This is a genomic window from Bartonella sp. LJL80, from assembly GCF_054871565.1.
On record NZ_JBTXLM010000001.1, the window covers coordinates 119,587 to 140,828 of the forward strand.

At 50.2% G+C, this 21,242-nt stretch carries 18 protein-coding genes and 1 tRNA gene; 4 read left to right on the top strand and 15 right to left on the bottom strand.

The features are described from left to right. Positions 1-3: 3 nt before the first annotated feature. From ACYSNS_RS00535 to pcaD, 6 genes are all read right to left on the bottom strand, one after another. Positions 4-828 carry a sugar phosphate isomerase/epimerase family protein gene (locus tag ACYSNS_RS00535; RefSeq protein ID WP_461721182.1) on the bottom strand — a complete coding sequence of 275 codons (825 nt, stop codon included), beginning with the start codon at positions 826-828 and terminating at the stop codon, positions 4-6. Positions 829-852: 24 nt separating this feature from the next. Next, the gene (locus tag ACYSNS_RS00540) at positions 853-1,656 is read right to left on the bottom strand and encodes a shikimate dehydrogenase family protein (protein ID WP_461721183.1); all 804 of its coding nucleotides are present in this window, start codon (positions 1,654-1,656) and stop codon (positions 853-855) included. Between the two features lie 455 nt (positions 1,657-2,111). Beyond that, entirely contained in the window at positions 2,112-2,738 is a 627-nt protein-coding gene (pcaG, locus tag ACYSNS_RS00545; RefSeq protein WP_461721184.1) for a protocatechuate 3,4-dioxygenase subunit alpha, read from the bottom strand. 1 nt (position 2,739) lies between these two features. Then, positions 2,740-3,459, bottom strand: a complete 720-nt coding sequence (pcaH, locus tag ACYSNS_RS00550) for a protocatechuate 3,4-dioxygenase subunit beta (protein WP_461721185.1) — start codon at positions 3,457-3,459, stop codon at positions 2,740-2,742. Positions 3,460-3,482: 23 nt separating this feature from the next. Further along, positions 3,483-3,878: a 4-carboxymuconolactone decarboxylase gene (pcaC, locus tag ACYSNS_RS00555; protein ID WP_461721186.1), complete on the bottom strand. Its 396-nt coding sequence runs from the start codon at positions 3,876-3,878 to the stop codon at positions 3,483-3,485. After that, positions 3,871-4,668, bottom strand: a complete 798-nt coding sequence (gene pcaD / locus ACYSNS_RS00560) for a 3-oxoadipate enol-lactonase (RefSeq protein ID WP_461721187.1) — start codon at positions 4,666-4,668, stop codon at positions 3,871-3,873. The genes pcaC and pcaD overlap by 8 nt, the downstream gene beginning before the upstream one ends. A 91-nt stretch (positions 4,669-4,759) precedes the next feature. Here pcaD and pcaQ point away from each other — a divergent pair, with 91 nt between their 5' ends. Beyond that, a complete protein-coding gene (gene pcaQ / locus ACYSNS_RS00565; protein ID WP_461721188.1) occupies positions 4,760-5,683 on the top strand; it encodes a pca operon transcription factor PcaQ in 924 nt (307 codons plus the stop codon). A gap of 31 nt (positions 5,684-5,714) precedes the next feature. On the opposite strand, the gene ACYSNS_RS00570 is transcribed toward pcaQ, so the two are convergent. From ACYSNS_RS00570 to ACYSNS_RS00590, 5 genes are all read right to left on the bottom strand, one after another. After that, positions 5,715-6,107 (bottom strand): SDR family NAD(P)-dependent oxidoreductase, encoded by a 393-nt coding sequence (locus ACYSNS_RS00570; protein ID WP_461721189.1) that lies wholly within the window; start codon positions 6,105-6,107, stop codon positions 5,715-5,717. Positions 6,108-6,139: 32 nt separating this feature from the next. Further along, positions 6,140-6,730, bottom strand: a complete 591-nt coding sequence (locus tag ACYSNS_RS00575; RefSeq protein WP_461721190.1) for a hypothetical protein — start codon at positions 6,728-6,730, stop codon at positions 6,140-6,142. A 26-nt stretch (positions 6,731-6,756) separates the two neighbouring features. Then, a tRNA-His gene (locus ACYSNS_RS00580) sits at positions 6,757-6,833 on the bottom strand. A 103-nt stretch (positions 6,834-6,936) separates the two neighbouring features. After that, positions 6,937-8,025 (bottom strand): quinone-dependent dihydroorotate dehydrogenase, encoded by a 1,089-nt coding sequence (locus tag ACYSNS_RS00585; RefSeq protein ID WP_461721191.1) that lies wholly within the window; start codon positions 8,023-8,025, stop codon positions 6,937-6,939. Then, on the bottom strand, positions 8,022-8,369 hold the full coding sequence (locus ACYSNS_RS00590) for a DUF952 domain-containing protein (RefSeq protein ID WP_461721192.1): 348 nt from the start codon (positions 8,367-8,369) through the stop codon (positions 8,022-8,024). The genes ACYSNS_RS00585 and ACYSNS_RS00590 overlap by 4 nt, the downstream gene beginning before the upstream one ends. A gap of 106 nt (positions 8,370-8,475) precedes the next feature. Between ACYSNS_RS00590 and ACYSNS_RS00595 the strand changes: the two genes are divergently transcribed. Both ACYSNS_RS00595 and mscL read left to right on the top strand, forming a co-directional pair. Beyond that, positions 8,476-8,862: a hypothetical protein gene (locus ACYSNS_RS00595; RefSeq protein WP_461721193.1), complete on the top strand. Its 387-nt coding sequence runs from the start codon at positions 8,476-8,478 to the stop codon at positions 8,860-8,862. 274 nt (positions 8,863-9,136) lie between these two features. Further along, positions 9,137-9,550, top strand: coding sequence for a large conductance mechanosensitive channel protein MscL (mscL, locus tag ACYSNS_RS00600; protein ID WP_461721194.1), 414 nt, complete (start codon positions 9,137-9,139; stop codon positions 9,548-9,550). A 284-nt stretch (positions 9,551-9,834) separates the two neighbouring features. On the opposite strand, the gene ACYSNS_RS00605 is transcribed toward mscL, so the two are convergent. The 3 genes from ACYSNS_RS00605 to putA form a co-directional block, all read right to left on the bottom strand. Next, positions 9,835-12,114, bottom strand: coding sequence for a PAS domain-containing sensor histidine kinase (locus ACYSNS_RS00605; protein ID WP_461721195.1), 2,280 nt, complete (start codon positions 12,112-12,114; stop codon positions 9,835-9,837). 181 nt (positions 12,115-12,295) lie between these two features. Next, positions 12,296-14,995: a DNA translocase FtsK gene (locus ACYSNS_RS00610; RefSeq protein ID WP_461721196.1), complete on the bottom strand. Its 2,700-nt coding sequence runs from the start codon at positions 14,993-14,995 to the stop codon at positions 12,296-12,298. A gap of 189 nt (positions 14,996-15,184) precedes the next feature. Next, a complete protein-coding gene (gene putA, locus ACYSNS_RS00615) occupies positions 15,185-18,853 on the bottom strand; it encodes a trifunctional transcriptional regulator/proline dehydrogenase/L-glutamate gamma-semialdehyde dehydrogenase (RefSeq protein WP_461721197.1) in 3,669 nt (1,222 codons plus the stop codon). A 161-nt stretch (positions 18,854-19,014) separates the two neighbouring features. On the opposite strand from putA, the gene ACYSNS_RS00620 reads away from it, so the two are divergent. Beyond that, positions 19,015-19,485, top strand: a complete 471-nt coding sequence (locus ACYSNS_RS00620; protein ID WP_461721198.1) for an Lrp/AsnC family transcriptional regulator — start codon at positions 19,015-19,017, stop codon at positions 19,483-19,485. A gap of 23 nt (positions 19,486-19,508) precedes the next feature. On the opposite strand, the gene proP is transcribed toward ACYSNS_RS00620, so the two are convergent. Then, complete coding sequence (proP, locus tag ACYSNS_RS00625) at positions 19,509-20,978, bottom strand: glycine betaine/L-proline transporter ProP (protein WP_461721199.1); 1,470 nt, start codon at positions 20,976-20,978, stop codon at positions 19,509-19,511. Between the last annotated feature and the right edge of the window lie 264 nt (positions 20,979-21,242).

The window sequence follows — 21,242 nt, forward strand, 5'->3', positions numbered from 1 at the left end:
TAATCAAAGCCATTTTCGACCGGCTTTCACTAAAATTTCTTTGGCCGCTGCAATGGACTGGTGCGCACAAGCTTCAGCGCCGGCATCAGTCTGAATGTCGAGATTGGCTACTTCCAGACTGACAGGCGTACCATCGGGAATGGCGTCCATGAAAGCCACAAGATCTATTCCGCCATGCCCCGGCATCAGGCGCGCGCCGCGGGCGATCGCAATCAGTTCCGCGTCACTGTGGCCATAGGGCACCGGCCCGTCGCAAAGCTGGACATAGTGCAGCATTGCAGGTGGAAGCGCTCGGATATCCGCAAGGCTGGACGAACTGCGATCAAAGTGCAGCGCATCAATCAGGATACCGCCATTGCCCTGCCCGGCCCCTTCGACCACTTCCCGTGCTTCTGCAATCGACTTGATTGCTGTCCATGGCATAAATTCCAGATCAGCCGTTAAGCTGGCTTGTGCAGCCAACTGGCAGAAAAGACCGAAATTTTCCGTCAGCCTCTGACGTTCAAAATCATCAGCGGCAACCAGAACATGTTTTGCACCCAATGCGGCTGCGCGCATTATAAAGGGTTCAAAATCGTTGATGTTGGTGTGTTCCTTCAAGCGGACGATTTCGACGTCACCGACAGTTATGCCGGTTTCGGCAAGCGCTTTCTGCGTTTCCCGCAAAACAGTGTCATCGGTCAAAAGCGGATAGGCGGGTTCACTGGGTGCAGCGGGCAGCATTCTGAGGCCGACCGATTGATAGCCCTGCCTTGCCGCGATGTGGACAGCCTCAACCGGTGAGATATTTCCGACCGTAAGAAACGCCAGAGAAATTTGATGTGCCATTCGCTATCCCCTTTAGAAGTTTTCTTATTCTGGTGCCTGACCGTCGACGATGAAATCCACCAGCAAATCGCGAACCTTTGCATACATATCCATACCAATCACCACTTTCGCGCCTTGCTGTCTTGCTTGCGTAATCCACGCCGTTTCAACGGGTTTTGTAATCACGTCACCCGCCCACAAATTTTGCGGGCATGTATTGATGTCAAAAGGCAGCGGATCGTCTTCTTTCATGCCCGTGGGTGTTGCATTGATCGCAATATCAAAGCCGGTCAAATTGCGGCTGCCGATCGTAACATTGGCCTGCCCCAAAGCGTTGAGCCGCGTGATCATGTCGTTTTGCCGTTGGGCATCAGCGTCAAAAACAGCAAGCTCATTGACGCCATTGCACACAAGCGCATGGGCAATGGCACCACCGGCACCACCCAGTCCGCATAGCAAAGCGCGTTTACCCGCCACCGCACAGCCCTTTTCACGTAGCGCTGCGACATAGCCAATGCCATCAAGCATATCACCTGAAAAACCCTCGGCAGTGCGACGAATGACGTTGACGGAGCCCAAAAATGCCGATCGCTTGCTTAAAGCATCACAGTAAATCGTCGATGGAATTTTGTGCGGTATTGTCACCATTATACTGTCGACATTTTGCATGGCACGACAGCTTTGATAAAAAACCGCCAAATTATTCGGCGCGACATGGGCAGGAACACAAATTGCATTCAAGCCCCGATCCTGCAGCGCCTTGGTAATGGCCTCCGGTGATTTTACCTGCGCAATAGGATCCCCCACAACGAAATGAAGCCGCGTCGCACCATCTAAAATCTTTATCAAAGGCAACCTCCCGTTGAACCTGTAGAACAAATGCGCAAACGCTGCATTTCAGTCGATAGAACATGCCGCAACACGGGCAAAAGTCATCGCTCGATAGGCATGTAAAAGCAGAAACCGTCCAGTCGCCATGGTGAGCATCCACCTATGCGTGTTCGATCTTTTGCCGGTAAAAGCACGATGCTAGAGCACGTTCGGTATTTGATAAACCAAATACGTGCTCTAAGTTTTTGGTTTTCCGCATTTTTTGTCCGATAGGAGCAGGATAAAGAATTGATCCGGTGAATCAATTCTCCTGCGGATGCGCTTCACACTTTTCGGAAAATGCTCTAGGCCGTCTTGACCATTTGAGAATACGTTGCAAAGGAGCATATCCATTCATATCGGCTGGTGGATTTGCTCCCACTCTTGATGCAATTTCTCAATTGAAAACCATTTTCCACTTTTCGGGCACCGCTCTACATGTCGAGAAAGACTGTTTCGTTGTCACCCTGAACAAAAATATTAAAAGTGAAAACCGTCATCCCATCGCGTTCAGATTTTTGCGCGATCAACGTATTGCGGCGCTTTTCTGCATCAATACGGTTTAAAAGCGGATCTTTGCTGTTGAGCTCAGCCATATCGGAAAAATAGGCCCGTGTATGGAGCCCGACATTGATGCCGCGCGCACCCACCCAAATGGTAATATGGGGAGCCTGTGTCCTGCCATCGGGATAAGGCGTTGAACCCGGACGGATCGTCTCGAACCGGAATTGCGCCTTGTCGGCAGATGCCGGCTGACGACCCCAACCGCTAAAAGATGAATCGGCCTTGCCCCGTGTCTCGTTCACGGAATTATAAAGGCCCTGCGCATCGGCCTGCCAGATTTCAATCAGGGCGTCTTTGATCGGTTCGCCGCCGCCATCAAATACCTGTCCTTCAAGAATGATACGCTCACCCCTGGTTTCTGCACCGAGCATCGTCGAACCCAAATCATGCGGATAAACGCCGTGAATACCAACATAATTGGGTGTTGCGCCGATATGGATATAAGGCCCGACTGTTTGGGATGGCGATTCTTTTAAATAATCAAGTGTTTGTGCCATTTCAGTTACCCTCCATACGGTTTTCAAACATGGTGGAACGTTGACCGCGCAAAACAATGTCAAACTTATAGGCCAACGCATCCATCGGAATCGTCGCATTCCGGTCGAGTGCTGCAACCAGACGCTCAACCGCGTCAGGATCGGGAATGGTTTTTACAATCGGACACTGCCAGATCATCGGGTCGCCTTCAAAATACATCTGGGTAATGAGACGCTGCGCAAAAGCATGGCCGAAAAGTGAAAAATGGATATGGGCCGGGCGCCAATCGTTGACGCCATTCGGCCAAGGATACGCTCCCGGCTTGATGGTACGGAAGGTATAGCGCCCATCTTCGTCGGTTATGGTACGCCCGCAGCCACCGAAATTCGGGTCGATTGCAGCAAGATAGCTTTCCTTTTTATGTCGATACCGGCCACCGGCATTGGCCTGCCAGAATTCCACCAGCGTATTTGGAAGCGGTTTGCCGTTTTCATCCAGCACACGGCCGGAAACCACAATGCGTTGCCCTATCGGGTCGCCATCCTTGGCATAATTGCGGATAAGGTCATTATCCAATGCGCCCAGAATATCATGGCCAAAAACCGGCCCGGTCATTTCCGATACGGTGGTCGGCAATGAAAGCAAGGCATTGCGCGGCGACCGAAGAACGCTGGTTTTATAATCGGGTGTGTATGCTGGCGGATGCCAATCCCTATCCCGTTGGATATACCGACCAATCATTGTATTTCCTCCCTGCTCTATGGCTAACGCTGTGCGTCGAACTCTGCTAATTCCTTTTTGGCAATCTTGATGGCGCTATTGGCAGCAGGCACTCCGGCATAAACCGCCACATGCATCAAAGCCTCCAATATATCCTCGCTCGTGGCGCCAGTGTTACGCGTTGCACGAACATGCATGGCAAACTCCTCCTCATGGCCCAATGCGGCCAGAAGTGCCAAGGTGACAATCGAACGTTCCCGTTTGGAAAAATGTGGCCTCGACCAAAGGCTGCCCCATGCCCCTTCGGTAATGAAGGTCTGGAAAGCATCATCAAATGGCGTCGCATTTGCCAATGCCCTATCTACATGGGCATCGCCCAAAACCATACGGCGGGTCTGCAACCCTTTTTCATACAGGATGTTGTGCCCGTTCTCAGCCATATATAGTCTCCGAAACAAAGGTTTTTAAATGTTCAATCGTCGCCTGCGGCTGTTCAATGCATGGCAAATGCCCACATGAACCTATCTGAACAAAGCGCGCATGCTTGATAAGGTTGGCGGTTTTTTCCACCAATTCCGGTGGCGTTGAAGCATCTTCCTGCCCCACAATGACCAATGTCGGCAAAGCCAATGTTGATGTCTGTGATGTCAGATCCGCATCTCGCAGCGCAATGCAGGTTGCGACATAGGCCTGTTCAGATGTCCGCTTCAACATGTTGCGATAACCGCGATAGGCGTCCGAACGACGCGCCGTGAAATCAGCCGTCAACCAGCGCTCCATGATTTGTTGTCCTATGGCGGACAGACCGTTTTTGGCAATAGCGTCAATCCGCGCATTCCACGATTGCTCCGTACCGATTTTGGCCGCGGTATCCAGCAAGACCAAACCGGCAACTTTTTCTGCGAACCGAAAAGCAAAATCCTGCGCGATAAGGCCGCCAACCGACAGCCCGACAAGCACCACTTTGCTTGAAATCCCAAGTGTCTCGATCAGTGCGGCAAGATCATCGGCCAAAAGTGAAATCGAGTAGGCAGCATCGTCGCCGTCGCTCAAACCATGCCCGCGTTTATCATAACACAAGCAGCGATAGTCAGCGCGAAGTCCATCCACCACATCATCCCAAATACGCAAATCGGTGCCGAGCGAATTGATAAAGACGAGGCAAGGCCCATCTTGTCGGCCGCTCAACCGATAATGTACCGCTATGTCGTGAGCGATCGTAAATTGCATGATGTTATCTCCTCAAAAGCAGGATATGAGAATTGACAGATTATGTAAAATGATAAATCATGCTCTAAATATAACTTATAGGTTATCTAAAATGATCCCCAGTGACCTGATACGTCTCCGCCATCTAAAAACATTTCAAGAAGTTGCCCGCCAGAACAGTATTAGTGCTGCGGCGAATGTCTTAGCCATCACCCAGCCAGGCGTGTCCAAAACGATCCGCGAGCTGGAGACGATCCTTCAGGCAGAATTATTTGACCGAAGCCATCGGACATTGCGGCTGACGCCGATTGGAAAACGATTCCTGACCCATATTGAAAATTCCATGTTGGCCTTACGTCAGGGCGTAGAAGAAATCGCCGAGACACGTTCTCCGCAGGCGAAGCCTTTGCATATCGGCGCATTGCCTACCGTATCGGCCCGACTGCTGCCGAAGGCCATCCAGCGCTACAATGCCCGCAAACTTGGTGGTAAACCGATGATCGTGACCGGCCCCAACGGCTATCTCATCAACGAATTGCGGGAAGGCAAGGTCGATATCGTCATTGGCCGCATGGGAGAACCATCGGAAATGCTGGGCTTGCATTTCGAACATCTTTATTCTGAAAAGGTGTGCTTTGCCGTTCGTCCCGGGCATCCGCTTTTGGCTGCCAAAACCTTCGATGTGGCTGCCATGGGCCAATATGACTTTATCATGCCCTCACAACAATCGATCATTCGCCCCGCGGTGGAAAAGCTTATTCTGATTTCGGATATGCCGCGCCTCAACATTGTTGCGGAAACGGTATCGACCGCCTTCAGCCGCTCCTATGTTCGCTCCAGCGACACTATATGGGTCATTTCCGAAGGCGTGGTGCTGGAAGATATCAGTTCAGGCGCCTTGCAAGCGCTGCCGATTGATACATCGGAAACATTGGGCCCTGTCGGCATGACTCTGCGCGCCGAGGGGGCCATCCTGCCGGGAATGGAATTTGTCATGAATGAAATTCGCCGCGAAGCAAAAAACTTCCAGCAATAAAGCGACGATTTTGCCAGTGCAGCCGACCTGATTAATAAGGTGGCTGCGGTTGCACGGCTGGAGGCTGCATACGCATTAATTGCGTCAAACCGAAACCGCCATCGACAACGATATCCTGTCCGTTGATGTAATTGGCATCGTGTGCGCATAAAAACGCGGCAACACAAGCAATATCTTCACTGTTCCCTATGCGACGCGAAGCGACAGCCTGACGACGCAAGGCATAAACCGCTTCATCCTTATAAATATCACAGGTAAGCGGTGTCATGATCATACCGGGACTCACAGAGTTTGCCCTGATACCGCGTGGGCCCCATTCAACCGCAATTTGGCGTGTCAAAGCAAGAATGGCGGCTTTAGCCGGTGTATAAGCAGGTTGAGCCAGCGGCAGACTGGCTGCAATCGAAGCAAATTGAAAAATCAACCTGACTTAAACAAGGTAAAATAGCAACAGGCCTATCCATCTACAATACATAGAAGCTTCCGCATTTCGTGGGGCTTACTTGACGTTTCAATATCACGATCCCTTACCCATAGGAAAGCCACAGAGCTTAATAATACAACATTCAAATCAGCATCTATACGACATGTTCTTACGATTTGGCCACGTGAATAAATCGTTTTCTGCCCTTGGCATAGAACGGTTATTGCAGTATCGCTCAACGTTAGCTGATACCCACGACGATATATTTCATAAGATTTTATCATCCTGCTCACCATACGTCTTTGATAGATTATGTATATAGCAAGCAATACGGCTGCCCCCACAAAGCAACCCCAAATGAAACCATCGTATACGGCACTGAAATATCTCGTGTTTTCAACAGAAAACCCACCGAGAAAAATGGTTATAGACCGTGATATCACTAAGGCCAAAACACCAATCACTCCCCCAGAAATGAAACTGCGAAAAGCCTTTTTTTTATAAAACGGCAATTGAGACGTATCTTGTTTGAAAAACTCTGTCATAATTTTCAGATACTGCCTGACGTTGAGTCCGTCGACATGCACAGTTGCTATGATCCCTTCGCCGCCATCCCAGTTCATATACGTTCTCATGGTAAGATTAAGAATGGTACGGTTGGTAGGAGTTGAACCTACGACCTCTGGTGCCACAAACCAGCGCTCTAACCAACTGAGCTACAACCGCATCGTGGGAATGCTATCTTCCGTCCGGTGACATACGGAAGATCGAACGATTTTGCAAGTGCCTTGGCGCATTTCGTGTATTTTTTACAAAACTTCCAAACCCTCTATGCCGGTATTGCGCGGTTTGCCCATTCCTTAACCGTTTGATCGCGATAGGCGGTAACCGTATCCACACCATCGCGTTGCATGGTTTTGATCACGGATTTCGATATGTCGGCCGCAAGCGACGGCCCTTCATAAACCATAGCGCTATAAAGCTGGACAAGATCGGCACCGGCTTTGATTTTATCAAGCGCTGTTTGCCCATCGCGAACGCCACCTACACCGATAATCGGCATCGTCGCCCCCAGCCTTTGACGCATTTTCGCAAGCACAATCGTCGAGCGCTCGAAAATTGGTCGGCCGGAAAGGCCGCCAGCCTCGCTGGCAAGCTCTTGATCTTTCAAACCGTCGCGCGACAATGTTGTATTGGACACGATCAACCCATCAAAATCGGCAGCAAGCAACGCCTCGGCTACATCATCAAGGCCTTCTTCGGTTAAATCCGGTGCGATTTTGAGAAAGATCGGAATATGGACGGCCTTTTCACTTTTTTCAGCGCGCCGCGCTGCACTGACAGCCGATATTAACTGCATCAAGCTGTCACGCGCCTGCAAATCCCTTAGGCCCGGAGTGTTGGGCGATGAAATATTGACGGTAAAGTAATCGGCAACGGCATAAAAACGATGGATACCGGCCACATAATCGGCGATGCGGTCTTGAGCATCCTTATTCGCGCCAATATTCACCCCGACGATACCATGACGTTTGCGCGCTACTAAACGATGATAGGCAGCTTCATGGCCACCATTGTTGAATCCCATACGGTTTATGACGGCTTCATCCTGTTGCAACCGGAAAAGCCGCGGCTTTGGATTGCCCGCCTGTGCTTTTGGTGTCAACGTACCGACTTCGACAAATCCGAATCCCAAACGCAGAACCGCATCGGGCACTTCGGCATTTTTATCAAACCCTGCCGCAAGCCCCAAGAAGTTCGGAAAATCCAATCCTGCAATATTGACGTGCAGGCGTTTGTCAACGATTTGCTGCCCTGACCCAAAGCCGGTTTTCAAAGCCGCGATCGCCATACCATGGGCGCGTTCGGGGTCGAGCATGAAAAGTGCAGGGCGTCCAATGCAATGAAACAAGCTCACGACAATACCTCCGAAAAATGAAAAACACCGTGTTCATCGGGTGCAAAGGGTTCAACCCCGACGACCGCCATTAACGGCAGTTCACCATAAAGGTGGGGAAAGAGTGCGCCACCGCGCGAAATTTCAAAGCGCAAAGCGCCCTCGTCCAAATGTGCCGGATCGACACAGACAAGCAGAAGGTCGTCGAGCCCGCTGAAATGTTTATTGGCAGTTTCAGCCAGCTGTTCGGCAGTCGAAAAATGGATAAATCCATCAGCTATATCCACTGCAGAACCGATGAACGCGCCGCGCATTTCCGCCTCTTGCCATTCCTTGCGAGGAACAATTTTATATATAAGCACCATATCTTTATCCAAAGGCCAAGTCCGCGTAATAATTCTGCTCTCGGTGGGATCTTGCATATTTGTGCCCTATATAAAGGAAGGTAACCAATCAACCAAGGGTTAAAACATGATAAAACCATGGCCGTTCATCATCATGTTGCTTGTCGGTGCCATTGCTATGGCACAACCGGCTATCGGGCAGGCAGCGCAAAATCGTTTTATTTTTGAAAAAACAGCCAATGGCATTCTGCGCTTCGACGGCAACACGGGCAGTATCGATATATGTGCGGATAAAGACGGCGAAATCACCTGCAAACTATCCGATGACGACCGTGCCGGATATGAGAAAGAAATCGCGCGATTGAAGCAACAAATAGCGGACATGCAAACTGCCAAAGACAGTACAACATCAAGCCTTCCCAGCAAAAAGGATATGGATCAGGCTTTTGACACGATGAAATATTTCTTCGACAAATTCAAAAACGAGTTCAAAGCTGAGAGCCCGTTAGAATAAATCCGTTTTTGATTGAGTCATGGATTCACTCTAACTCTTTGTTTTATCGCATTATCCTGACATAAAAGTTGATCCAACTTTTATTGGAAATGCTCTAGCAAAACCGCAAGATGGGCAATTGTAGCGATCGGTCATTGAAAAAATGATAAAGCCGGATAGAATTACGAGGTGCGGGGTTTCCTTTTTTCCGAAACGCCATATTTGCCAAAACACTGCGTAACAATCTTCCGTTTGGCGAAGATCATCGCTTTTATTGCATCAAAGGGGAGACCTTATGTTAAAAGAGTTTCGAGAATTTGCCCTCAAGGGTAATATGGTTGATCTGGCCATCGGTGTTATCATTGGTGGTGCCTTCGGCGGCTTGGTCAATTCTATTGTCAATGATATCCTTATGCCGATTATCGGTTTGATTACCGGTGGCATCGATTTCTCCAACATGTTTATCCAGCTCGCCGGTGAAAAGCAGGCAACGCTTGCAGCCGCAAAAGAAGCCGGTGCAACAATTGCCTATGGCAACTTCATCACTTTGCTGATCAACTTCCTGATTATCGCCTGGGTTTTGTTTCTTGTTGTTAAAGGGCTTAATTCCATGCGTCGTAAACAGGAAGCTGCTCCTGAACCGGCAGCCGTTCCACGTGACGAACAGCTATTGACAGAAATTCGCGATCTGCTTGCCACAAAAAAATAGTAACAGATTGGTCTTCGGACAGTGATCAGAAAGCGTTGCATTGACATCACGTCATGCAGCGCTTTTTTCATGCCGATTTTAGTAAAAACTAAAGTCAAGACTTACTCATTTGGACAAAATACTATTGGGAATGTGATTGAGAGCGAGAAGGAAAACATGCGGTGCATATATTTGACGACGAGCGACGAAAAATCTTGACGGTGTTCAACGCCGCCTTCGCCTTTTGTTTTATTCAGTCACAATCTCTGCACCAACGCAGCTAAGTCTTAAATCGCTACCACAGCCTAAATGTTGGACTGCACCAGAAACGACATTTCTATCGTCGTTCCCATGTTAGGCTTCGATAAGATCTCGAAGCGACCACCGGTTTTTTCAACCAGTGTCTTGGTCATTGGCAGTCCCAAACCGGTACCGACAAACACGCCGTCTCCCTGTCGCCCGTCTTTACGCGCAATCTGGCCATAAGGTTGCATTGCCTTTGCCACATCTTCCTGCGTCATACCGATGCCGTTATCGCTCACCGATATTTTGACAAATTGACCACCGGAATAGGCGGCATGCACGACGATTTGCCCGCCCGATGGCGTAAAGCGGATAGCATTAGATAATAAATTCCATACAATCTGACGGAATTCCTGCTCATCCAAGACGATAGCTGGAACGCTTGGCGGAGTGACTATACGCACGATAATGCCATTTTCATTCGCCTGATTTTCCAACAAAGCGACCGATTTGCGCAATTGCGCGACAACATCGAAACTCTTATCGCTGTCGATCATGCTTTCCTGTGTATCACGCGCATGGCGTGTTTTTGCCTTTTCAAGAAAACGGTTCACCAGCGTCAATATATGTTTGCCCGATGAAACAATATCGCGCACATAGCCGCGATAACGCTCATTTTCGATGCGTCCGAAACGCTCTTCCTTCATAATGTCGGCAAATCCGATCATCGCATTGAGCGGCGTGCGTATTTCATGGATGGTTTCAGCAAGGGCCGCCTGATCCAATTGTGGCTGATTCTGAACCTTGACATTGGTCATATCGCGTAACAATGCCGCAAATCCCTGTCCCGATGACAAGGGAACAAGCGTTACAAGCATTTTTACAACGGCACCGTCTTTGGTTACAATTTCAGCATCTTTGCCACGGTTGAAAAGCTGCTCTGGACCAGCGGCCAACAGAACCTTTACATAACGGTCAATGACATCCTTCGTTGCAACACTGAAAAGCGTGGAAAAGGGCTGCAACACCAGTTCCTCACGATCAAATCCGGATAATGCCGATGCCGCCGCGCTGAGGGAGCGGATATGGCCCTGCTTGTCCAGCCAAACAACACCATCGGTTGCAGTATCAAGCAAATCGGATATGGCAGCCGGTGCCAGATGATAATCTGTTTTTGTTGGATCATCCAAAACGCTCGGCGCTTCTACGACAGCAGGCTTGTTATCCACTTTCACGTTTTGCGGTACCTCAGGCAGATGTAACTCGCTGCGCAATCTTTCGGCTATTTCTTTGAATGCCGACCGTTCGGATTGGGAAAGCCCGCCTTTTACCTCTGGCTCATCACTCTCACGGTCTGGCATTGCGACCGGCGCATTTTCGGATTGGTTGATTGAACCGTGACCACGAAACCCCTGAAGCTCGCCCCTTGCATCAAAAATGGGCATACCTGATAGCGTCAGCGTAAACTGCTTGCCTGTTTCATTCACATGACTGGCGCCGATTTTCAAATCTGTCCATGGCATGGCCAATTGGATACGCTGCCCAAGCGCCGCGACATCATCCGGCGATAGAACCATAGATAGATCTTTGAGATCCCGCCCGATCACTTCGGCAGCCGCTACACCCGTTTTCTGGAAAAATATGCTGGAGAGATCGCTGAAACGACCATTTTTATCCATTTTCCAGCTGAAATGATGCGATGCTGCCGTATCGAAGGTGGTGATACTGTCCACATCTGAATCCGTCAATTCTGCCAGATCGATAAGCATGACGAGATAACACGGTTCATCTTCCAACAGCCGGATCATACTGAGTTGAAGCGGCTTTCCATCATTCTTGATCACCGTTTTAACGGGTAAGCCATCGTCGATCGATGGCAACAGGATGGGAAGTATATCATCCAGCGGGTGATAATTTTGCGTAGCAGCGACAATATTGCCTTTGGCATCGACAATGGCTGCGGAAATGTCTGCACTCTCAAGCCCAAACAGCAAGTCGGCTGCGACATCGCCATCGGCCATTGTGCTGGATTTCGCCAAAACAGCCCGTCCTACGCCTGGCAGCGAGACATTTGACAGAACAAAGGGAGCGGATTGGTTCCTGCCCCGCAGCATGACAGGGCGACCGCTTTTCAGGCCGTTATCAATCTGCCGGCAGACGGCACGATCAAAAAAGGCTTCTCTATCCAACGCATCGGCAAGACTTGAAAAGCCAAAAAATATGGCAGCAGGCCCGTTGAGCCAAAGCAGATCACGACCAGTGGAATCGAGGACGAACGCAATCCGTCCTTCAACGAAAGCGTCTTTTATTTCCCCGCTCGCCAAAAAATCCAGAAATGCCAACGGCCTCTCCCCTGACAAACCAACCAAGCAATAGAATGCTGTTGACTATATAGTGCATTTGAAAGGCAAGTGGAAACCGGTTTTATCGATAAGGGTAAACGTCAAGCGCAAAATCACCTATCGATGAACAAAAACGCGGGCACCAAGCCCGCGTTGATCTTCAGAGCTGTGTTTTTGCCAATCAGCTATGATGGCTATCCTGACCGTTGCGGCCATTCAGCAGGATTTCACGTTTGCCGACATGGTTTGCTGCGCCGACAATGCCTTCTTCTTCCATACGCTCAACCAATGAGGCTGCTTTGTTATAGCCGATACCGAGACGTCGCTGAATATAGGATGTCGAGCATTTCTTATCGCGCATCACAACCTTGACGGCCTGGAGATAGAGTTCTTCGCCATCTTCACCGGCATTTCCGGCAGCAACGATATCGGCAATGGAATCAGCATCATCAATGCTGCTGTCTTCATCCTCTTCACCGTCGGTTACTGTTGCCAGATAATCCGGCGTTCCCTGGGTTTTAAGATGGGCGACGACATGTTCAACCTCTTCATCCGATACGAAAGGACCGTGGACGCGCACGATACGGCCACCACCGACCATATGAAGCATGTCACCTTGACCAAGCAGCGTTTCGGCACCCTGCTCTCCCAAAATCGTCCGGCTGTCGATCTTCGATGTTACCTGAAACGAGATACGGGTTGGGAAGTTGGCTTTGATGGTTCCGGTGATAACATCAACCGAAGGACGCTGTGTCGCCATGATCAAATGGATACCGGCAGCACGTGCCATTTGTGCAAGACGCTGGATAGCGCCTTCGATTTCCTTACCGGCCACCATCATCAAGTCGGCCATTTCGTCGACGATGACTACAATGTAAGGCAGCTGCGCCAAATCCATCGCTTCTTCATGGTAGAGCATCTCGCCGGTTTCCTTGTCAAAACCGGACTGGACGGTGCACATAATGGTTTCGCCTTTTTCGGCGGCTGTTGCAACGCGGGCATTGAAGCCATCAATATTGCGCACACCCAGTTTTGCCATTTTACGGTAACGGTCTTCCATTTCACGCACAGCCCATTTAAGCGCGGTGACGGCTTTCTTCGGATCTGTCACAACTGGCGTCAATAGATGCGGAATACCATCGTAAATAGAGAGTTCCAGCATTTTCGGATCAACCATGATCAAGCGGCATTGCTCCGGCGTCATCCGGTAGAGCAAGGACAGGATCATGGTGTTGATCGCAACCGATTTACCAGAGCCGGTGGTGCCGGCAACCAGCAAATGCGGCATTTTGGCAAGCTCGGCTATAACCGGCTCGCCGCCAATGCTTTTGCCCAATGCCAAGGCCAGCTTATAGCTGCTATCCTGAAAAGGCTTCGACTGGATAAGCTCGCGCAGATATACGGTCTCACGCACTGCATTTGGCAGTTCAATACCAATAACATTGCGACCGGGGATGACAGCAACACGGGCAGAAATGGCCGACATTGACCGCGCAATATCGTCTGACAGGCCAATGACGCGGGACGATTTGACACCCGCTGCTGGCTCGAATTCATACATGGTCACGACAGGGCCGGGACGGACGTGGATAATTTCACCCTTAACGCCGAAATCCTCCAATACACTTTCCAACAAACCCGCGCTGCGTTCCAGGGTTTCCTGCGAAATTACCGCGCCATCCTTATAAACAGGTTGCTGGAGCAAATCGACAGAGGGAAATGTGTAAGGCCCGTAATCGCGGCCCTTGGGGCTTGCGATAAAGGCAGGATTCAACGTGCGGAATGGTGCAGAAATTGTTGCCTTGGCTGCTGTGACTTCTGTTGTCGCAAGAGGTGCAACAACAACATCTTTGCGCTCAACCATTGCTTCAACAGCAGGCTTTTCCGCAAGGGGCGCAGCATCTTCCGGCTTCGCAGCCGCAATGGGCATAACCGGTGCAATGTCTTCCACCAACGGGGCACTATCCATGGTCACCGCTTGTTGCTCATGATCGGCAGTCGGTTGGTTTTCCGGCTGCTCAACAGCATTTTCAACTGCAGGCGATGGCGTCGTTTCATGTGAATCAACCACAATCGTCGCGGGTTCAGAGACCATGGCAGCGCTCGGTGCGACCACGCTCTCTTGCATCGGTTGGGCGAGAACCGGCGCGGCGTCAACCGGCTTTCCTGCTGATACTGGTATTTGATTTATCGGCGATTGATTTGCATGTGAAAACCGGCATTCCAAAACGCGATAAAGATCTGTGATGGAGCCTTCAGGTTCCGGTGCGATTTCTGTAGCATCAGCCCGCATAGTTACCGTTGTTGCGGCTGGCTCCGGTATCCCAGCCACGGCTGGTTCCTGTTGATCCCAGACAAACGGCCCGAATTCAAAAAAAGCGGAATCAGATAGATAGATCGGTTTGGTTGAACTGGCCGCAACGGTTTCAACCATATTGGCATTTTCCACCGTGTTCGATGCGTCAGCCTGCAACGGCGCGCCACTTGGCGCGGTCGGCATAGCAGCAGCCTCGACTGTGCTTACCACTGAAACTGGTTGCGCTTCGATCGGGCCAGATGCCGATGCCGTCACCTGCTGGGGCTCAATCACCTCAATATGGTTGCGGGCGGCATTCTCGCGGCGCTTTTGCTCTGCTTGTTCGAATGCCTTCAACTTTTCGGCAAATCCCGGTTCATTTTCGATCCGTCGGCGCAACAGCTCGACTTCCGGTGTACGTGTGAAACGGACATTCTGCCCCAAGGCAAAGGCCTTTTTCCACACTGTAGGATAAGCAAGCGATGCTGCCTTATCGAGAACGGGGGGTGTTTGCTGGGAAGCAGCCGCGTCGGCGCTATCCGTTTGGGTGTGTGGAGATACTGGATTGGTTTTCAAATTACGCATGGCACTCAAACAAATTTGCGGCGATCACAATGACCACCTCATCTAAAACACTTGATAGCCGGACGTTAGATTGTGAAGGTTAATAACCCTTTGCCAAATGTTCCCTTATGAACAAAAAAGCCGCCTGATTTTTCTCAGACGGCTCTTTCTTGTTGTTATCAACAGGCGGCAAAGCACCTTGGAAGCTTATCAGCCAATAGCCATCAAGCTGGCATTGCCACCGGCAGCAGCCGTATTGACCGAAGTTGAAACCTCTTCCACCATGAAATGCATGCTGTAAGGAACCTCGGCCGCTTGCAAGGCTTCGCTATCGGCTGCCTGCGTCAAGACAAGCGGGCCTGATAATTTGGCGATGATCGACTGAAGCTTTGTTACTCTTTCGCCATTGCCTTCAATCAAGCAACCGGCATAAGGGCCATCGGCATCATAATTTTCAGTCCAGACCAAGCGTGAAGAAACCGCTTCCGGCAGATTTGGCAAGGCTTTCTGCAAACCGCTATTGGCATCAATAGCCACAGTGTTTCCTGTAGCCAGTGCCAAAGCCATCTGGCGATAAAGACCTGTTGCCGATTCGGGGAAAAGCAGGATACGGCCACGCGGATGCAACGCATAACGGTTATCTTCGCCCACGGGGCCCGGGAGCTCTATATCAAGCCCAAGCAGAGATTCTGCCCCAGCATTGCGGGCAAAGGCTGCATCCTGACTATGGCCTGCTTGTTCCAGCCAATTGGTAAACTCGGCCAATCCCTTATCGGTATAGGTGGAACCGGGAAGCTCGGGCTGTGGCTGGACATTGACCAGACGACCTAGATAAAGCGGGCCGCCCGCCTTCGGGCCGGTGCCTGAAAGACCACGACCGCCGAATGGCTGCGAGCCGACAACCGCACCAATGACATTGCGGTTGACATAGATATTGCCGACGCGAATACGGTTGGTGACATGCGCGATGGTATCATCAAGGCGCGTATGGAGCCCGAATGTCAGCCCATATCCTGTTGCATTAATATCGTCGATCAATTGTTCAATATTTTCGCGCTTGTAACGGATCACATGCAAAACAGGGCCGAAAACTTCACGCTTCAAATCGCTGATGCTTTCAAGTTCGATGATGGTAGGCGCGACAAATGTCCCGTTTTGGGTGGCGTCGCCCAGCGGTAACTGCTCTATCTTGCGGCCCATGGCCCGCATCGTTTCAATATGTGTTTCAATATTGTTTTTTGCCTCTTCGCTGATGACAGCACCAACATCGACGCCGATGAAATCCGTCCGCCCTAAACGAAGCTCGCGCAAAGCACCCTTCAACATCGTCAAGGTGCGATCGGCGACATCTTCCTGCAGGCAAAGTATGCGAAGAGCAGAACAACGCTGTCCAGCACTATCAAAGGCCGATGCGATCACATCGCCGACAACCTGTTCGGCCAATGCCGACGAATCGACAATCATGGCATTCTGCCCGCCGGTTTCGGCAATCAGCGGTATCGGCTTGCCAGCAGGTGTCAAGCGGTTGGCAAGCTGCGCCTGGATGAGCCGGGCAACTTCTGTCGAACCGGTAAACATGACACCGGCGGTTTCTTGAGCAGCCACAAGTGCTGCACCAATTTTTCCATCACCCGGAACAAGCTGTAACACATCTTCAGGAACACCCGCTTCATGCAGTATACGCACGCCTTCAGCCGCAATCAGCGGTGTTTCTTCCGCGGGTTTTGCCAAAACCGGATTGCCGGCTACCAAAGCGGCACAAACCTGGCCGGTGAAGATAGACAGCGGAAAATTCCACGGGCTGATACAAACCACAGGGCCTAAAGGTTGGTGGGAAGGCCCAAAGGAAGTGCGGACTTCTGCGGCATAAAACCGTAAGAAATCGATGGCTTCCCTTACCTCTGCGATGGAGTTCGGAATTGATTTTCCCGCCTCACGCGCAGCCAAAGCAAGCAGCGACGGCATGCGTTTTTGCATAATATCTGCGGCTTTATCCAGCATATCAGCGCGCTTGCCGGGAGCGGTTTTAGCCCACGAGGCTGCCGCTTTCGCAGCCTTTGCTGCCATTTCTGCGGCTTGCTTTTCACTGACTTCAAAGACCTCGCCCACCTGATCGCGGTGATCGCCGGGGTTTAGAACCGGACGGCCTTTTGCACTTGCTTTGATGCCCGTAGGCTCAGATGTCCATTTGTTTTGTGAACTCATCTGGAATTCTTTCGACAGTGCCGCCAGAACCGTTTCGTTGGCAAGGTCATAGCCATCAGAATTGCGCCGTTTTTCGCCAAACATATCTTTAGGCAGAAAAATCTTTTCATGCTGGGCACCTGGCACCGGCATTGCGCGCACCACATCAACCGGATCGGCAATCATATCATCCACCGCAACGGACTTATCCGCAATACGGTTTACAAATGACGAATTGGCACCATTTTCCAGCAATCGGCGCACCAGATAGGCCAGCAGTGTCTCATGCGTGCCAACCGGCGCATAAATACGTGCAGGGCGCTGCATCTTATCCTTGCCGACCACTTCATCATAAAGTGGTTCGCCCATGCCGTGCAGACATTGGAATTCAAACTGTTCGGTGGTGTATTTATCAGGCCCGGCCAACTGATAGATCGTGGCCATGGTCTGCGCATTATGCGTTGCAAATTGCGGAAATACAGCATCTGTTGCTGCCAGAAGCTTGCGCGCATTGGCAATATAGGAAACGTCGGTGTACACTTTGCGGGTGTAAACCGGATAGCCTTCCAAGCCGTCCAGTTGGGCGCGCTTGATTTCCGCATCCCAATAGGCGCCTTTGACCAAACGCACCATCATGCGATGACCGGAGCGGCGGGCAAGATCAATCACATAATCCAGAACAAACGGGCAGCGACGACCATAGGCCTGCACGACAAAACCGATACCGTTCCAGCCCTGCAGATCTTTATCGAAGCAGAGATTTTCCAAAAGGTCGAGCGATAGCTCAAGACGGTCGGCCTCCTCGGCATCGATATTGAGACCGATATTGTAGTTTTTAGAAAGAACAGCCAGCTGTTTGACACGCGGCATAAGCTCGCTCATCACACGGTCGGCCTGAGAGCGGAAATAACGCGGATGAAGTGCCGAAAGCTTGATTGAAATGCCCGGTCCTTCATAGACACCACGACCGTTGGAAGCTTTACCAATAGCATGAATGGCGTTTTCATAATCCTTATAATAACGCTCAGCATCTTCTGCGGTCGTTGCGGCTTCACCCAACATGTCGTACGAATAGCGGAAGCCACGCTCTTCAAGAGGCTTGGAGCGCTTGACGGCCTCTTCAATCGTTTCACCACGAACAAACTGTTCGCCCATCATCCGCATGGCCATATCGACACCCTTGCGGATAACCGGTTCGCCGCAGCGGGCAATCAAACGGGTCAGAGATGATGAAAGGCTGCCGGTATTAACTGTGGATGTCAGCTTACCGGTGACAACCAAACCCCAAGTCGCAGCATTGACAAACAGTGACTTTTCACCACCCAGATGCGACTTCCAATCGCCGCCGGCAACCTTGTCGCGGATCAGTGCATCGCGTGTTGCTTTATCGGGAATACGCAGCAATGCTTCTGCAAGGCACATCAACGCCACACCTTCCTGCGAAGACAGCGCATATTCATGCACCAGACCTTCAACGCCAGTGCCCTTATGTTTTGCACGCATGGTTTCGATTAGACGGCGGGCAGTATCTGCAATTTTTTTCTTGGTGTCGCTGTCGATGGTTGCTGCATCAAGCAAGGGCGGCAAACATTCCGTCTCGGGACGGCGATAGGCTGCAGTAATGGCTTTGCGCAAATCTGTCTGTTCTGCGATTGGCGGAGCGAAATCGGCAAAAGGCTTTGGTGCTTTGGTCATGATTGAAACTTTCCACTCTGGAAGGAGATAACGCATCAACAGCTCTTTGGCTGCGTTGACGGCGATAATATCATCGCCAACAGTTTACATCTCGTACAAAAAACGCTATTTTCTAGGAAATTTTCTCGTATTTAAGCGTTTTTAAAGGCTTTTTTATACATATGGACAAGAATAATAGTGAAATCGACCGTATCGATAATCGCATTATCGACGCCTTGGTCGAAAATGGCCGCATATCCATTACAGAATTATCTGAAAAAGTCGGTCTTTCAAAAACGCCCTGTCAGGTTCGTTTGAAAAGGCTGATTGACGAAGGCTATATAACCGGCTTTCGTGCAGTACTTAATCCGGGAAAAATGGGGCTCGACCATATCGCTTTTGCCGAAGTGAAGCTTTCTGATACGAGAGAAGAGGCGTTGCGTGCATTCAACGCTGCGGTGAAAAAAATCCGCGAGGTGGAAGAATGCCACATGATTGCCAGCTCGTTTGATTATCTTTTGAAGGTGCGTACCAGCGATATCAAACGTTATCGCATTGTGCTGGGCGAGAAAATATCCGCTCTGCCCTATGTTGCCAGCACATCGACATTTGTGGTTATGCAGAATGTTGTCGATGCAGGTTTCAGGCGCTGATATAATCAGCGCCTGAAAGATTTTTATGTCAATTTCGGATGCTGGTCTACAAGGTTCTGCCGTTGTTCTTCCAGATCGGAAATTTTATCTTCGATAACACTGACCTGATCTTCAATATGATCAAAGTGGTCTTGTAGCACTTCTTTTGCCTCGGACTTTGAAGATGCAACCGGTGTGGCATCCTTCAACGGACGATTTGCCGTTTCATGAACGCTTACAGCCGCGATAAAGCCGAATACCGCCACAACCATCAGATAATAAGCCGGCATATAAAGTGAACCGGTGCTTTCTACCAGCCATGCTGCGACCGGCGGTGTCAGGCCAGCAATCAGAACCGCAATATTGAAGCAGATAGCCAATGTTCTAAAACGCACTTCGGTCGGGAAAAGTGCTGGCAGAATAGACGCCATAACGCCGGTAAAACAGCAAAGAATAATGGCGAGAATGGCAATACCCAATCCAATCAGCAGAACATTGTGATGCATGATCATCCAGAAAGATGGCAATGCAAGCACCAACAATGCGACCGAGCCGAAAAACAAGAATGGCTTACGACCGATTTTATCACTCATGAAGCCGACAAGCGGCTGTAGTAACAGCATGAATGCCATAACGACAATAATGATCAACACACCATGGTCATAGCTATAACCCAGATTGACCGAAAGGTAGTTCGGCATATAGGTCAAAAGCATATAATAGGTCGTATTGGTCGCAATAACCAAAAAGCAGCTGATGACAATACCGCTCAGATTGGCACGAATGATTTCGCCAACTGACGATGATGTATCTTCTTCGCTCTCGCTTTGAGCCTCATATGTCGGCGATTCATCCAGCGATTTACGCAGATAAAGGCCAATCATTCCGAGTGGAAGCGAGATCAGGAACGGAATGCGCCATCCCCAGTCATTCATGGCTTCTTCGCCAATGCCCATGGAAATCAGCGAAACCACCATGGCACCTGCAAGAAAACCGGCGATTGAACCGAAATCAAGCCAGCTTGCCATAAAACCACGTTTTCTGTCGGGTGAATATTCACTGACAAACACAACCGCGCCCGAATATTCCCCACCGACTGAAAGGCCCTGTACAATCTTCGCTAGAAGCAGCAGGATGGGCGCAAGGATGCCGATGGTTTCGTAGGACGGTATCACCCCGATAAAAAACGTACTGACCGACATCATAATGATGGTGAAAGACAGGATATTTTTTCTACCATATTTATCGCCGAAATAGCCGAATACTGCGCCACCTAATGGCCGGAACAAAAACGGGATAGAAAAGGTTGCAAGGGATGCAATGAGCTGCACCGATGGGGGTGCTGCGGCAAAAAACGTTCGACCGATAATAACGGCCAGAAAACCGTAGACACTGAAATCAAACCATTCAACAGCATTTCCAAGACCGGAAGCGGAAATCACTTTTCGCAATTCCTTATTCCCGACGATGGGAATATCTTTAACAGTGAGTGGTTGTTGTGTCGTTTCTGACATATGTTCTTCCTTCGTTATAAACAAGCTTTCAAGGAGCGTGTTTGTTTTTCCAACGACTGCATTATAAACATTGTTACATGATGAGCAAATTTCACAATCGAATACTCGGTTGAACAACCGCATATCTTTTTTTACAATTTGCTTTTATCCCACATTACTTTTGATCGACTTCAGCTCAATTCAGACACTATCTTGATCCGCCCGATGCCCTGAACCTCTAAGGGCACACGCCGATGGGTTGACGCGCCCTCATTGAAATAGTTT

Excerpts from the sequence above, each read along its gene's own strand:
- pcaC (WP_461721186.1), bottom strand. The coding sequence starts at position 3,878 with ATGGCTGAGAACGGGCACAACATCCTGTATGAAAAAGGGTTGCAGACC.
- ACYSNS_RS00595 (WP_461721193.1), top strand. The coding sequence starts at position 8,476 with ATGATAAAACCATGGCCGTTCATCATCATGTTGCTTGTCGGTGCCATT.
- proP (WP_461721199.1), bottom strand. The coding sequence starts at position 20,978 with ATGTCAGAAACGACACAACAACCACTCACTGTTAAAGATATTCCCATC.
- ACYSNS_RS00610 (WP_461721196.1), bottom strand. The coding sequence starts at position 14,995 with ATGCGTAATTTGAAAACCAATCCAGTATCTCCACACACCCAAACGGAT.
- ACYSNS_RS00535 (WP_461721182.1), bottom strand. The coding sequence starts at position 828 with ATGGCACATCAAATTTCTCTGGCGTTTCTTACGGTCGGAAATATCTCA.
- putA (WP_461721197.1), bottom strand. The coding sequence starts at position 18,853 with ATGACCAAAGCACCAAAGCCTTTTGCCGATTTCGCTCCGCCAATCGCA.
- ACYSNS_RS00575 (WP_461721190.1), bottom strand. The coding sequence starts at position 6,730 with ATGAACTGGGATGGCGGCGAAGGGATCATAGCAACTGTGCATGTCGAC.
- pcaG (WP_461721184.1), bottom strand. The coding sequence starts at position 2,738 with ATGGCACAAACACTTGATTATTTAAAAGAATCGCCATCCCAAACAGTC.
- mscL (WP_461721194.1), top strand. The coding sequence starts at position 9,137 with ATGTTAAAAGAGTTTCGAGAATTTGCCCTCAAGGGTAATATGGTTGAT.
- pcaH (WP_461721185.1), bottom strand. The coding sequence starts at position 3,459 with ATGATTGGTCGGTATATCCAACGGGATAGGGATTGGCATCCGCCAGCA.
- pcaQ (WP_461721188.1), top strand. The coding sequence starts at position 4,760 with ATGATCCCCAGTGACCTGATACGTCTCCGCCATCTAAAAACATTTCAA.
- ACYSNS_RS00590 (WP_461721192.1), bottom strand. The coding sequence starts at position 8,369 with ATGGTGCTTATATATAAAATTGTTCCTCGCAAGGAATGGCAAGAGGCG.
- pcaD (WP_461721187.1), bottom strand. The coding sequence starts at position 4,668 with ATGCAATTTACGATCGCTCACGACATAGCGGTACATTATCGGTTGAGC.
- ACYSNS_RS00620 (WP_461721198.1), top strand. The coding sequence starts at position 19,015 with ATGGACAAGAATAATAGTGAAATCGACCGTATCGATAATCGCATTATC.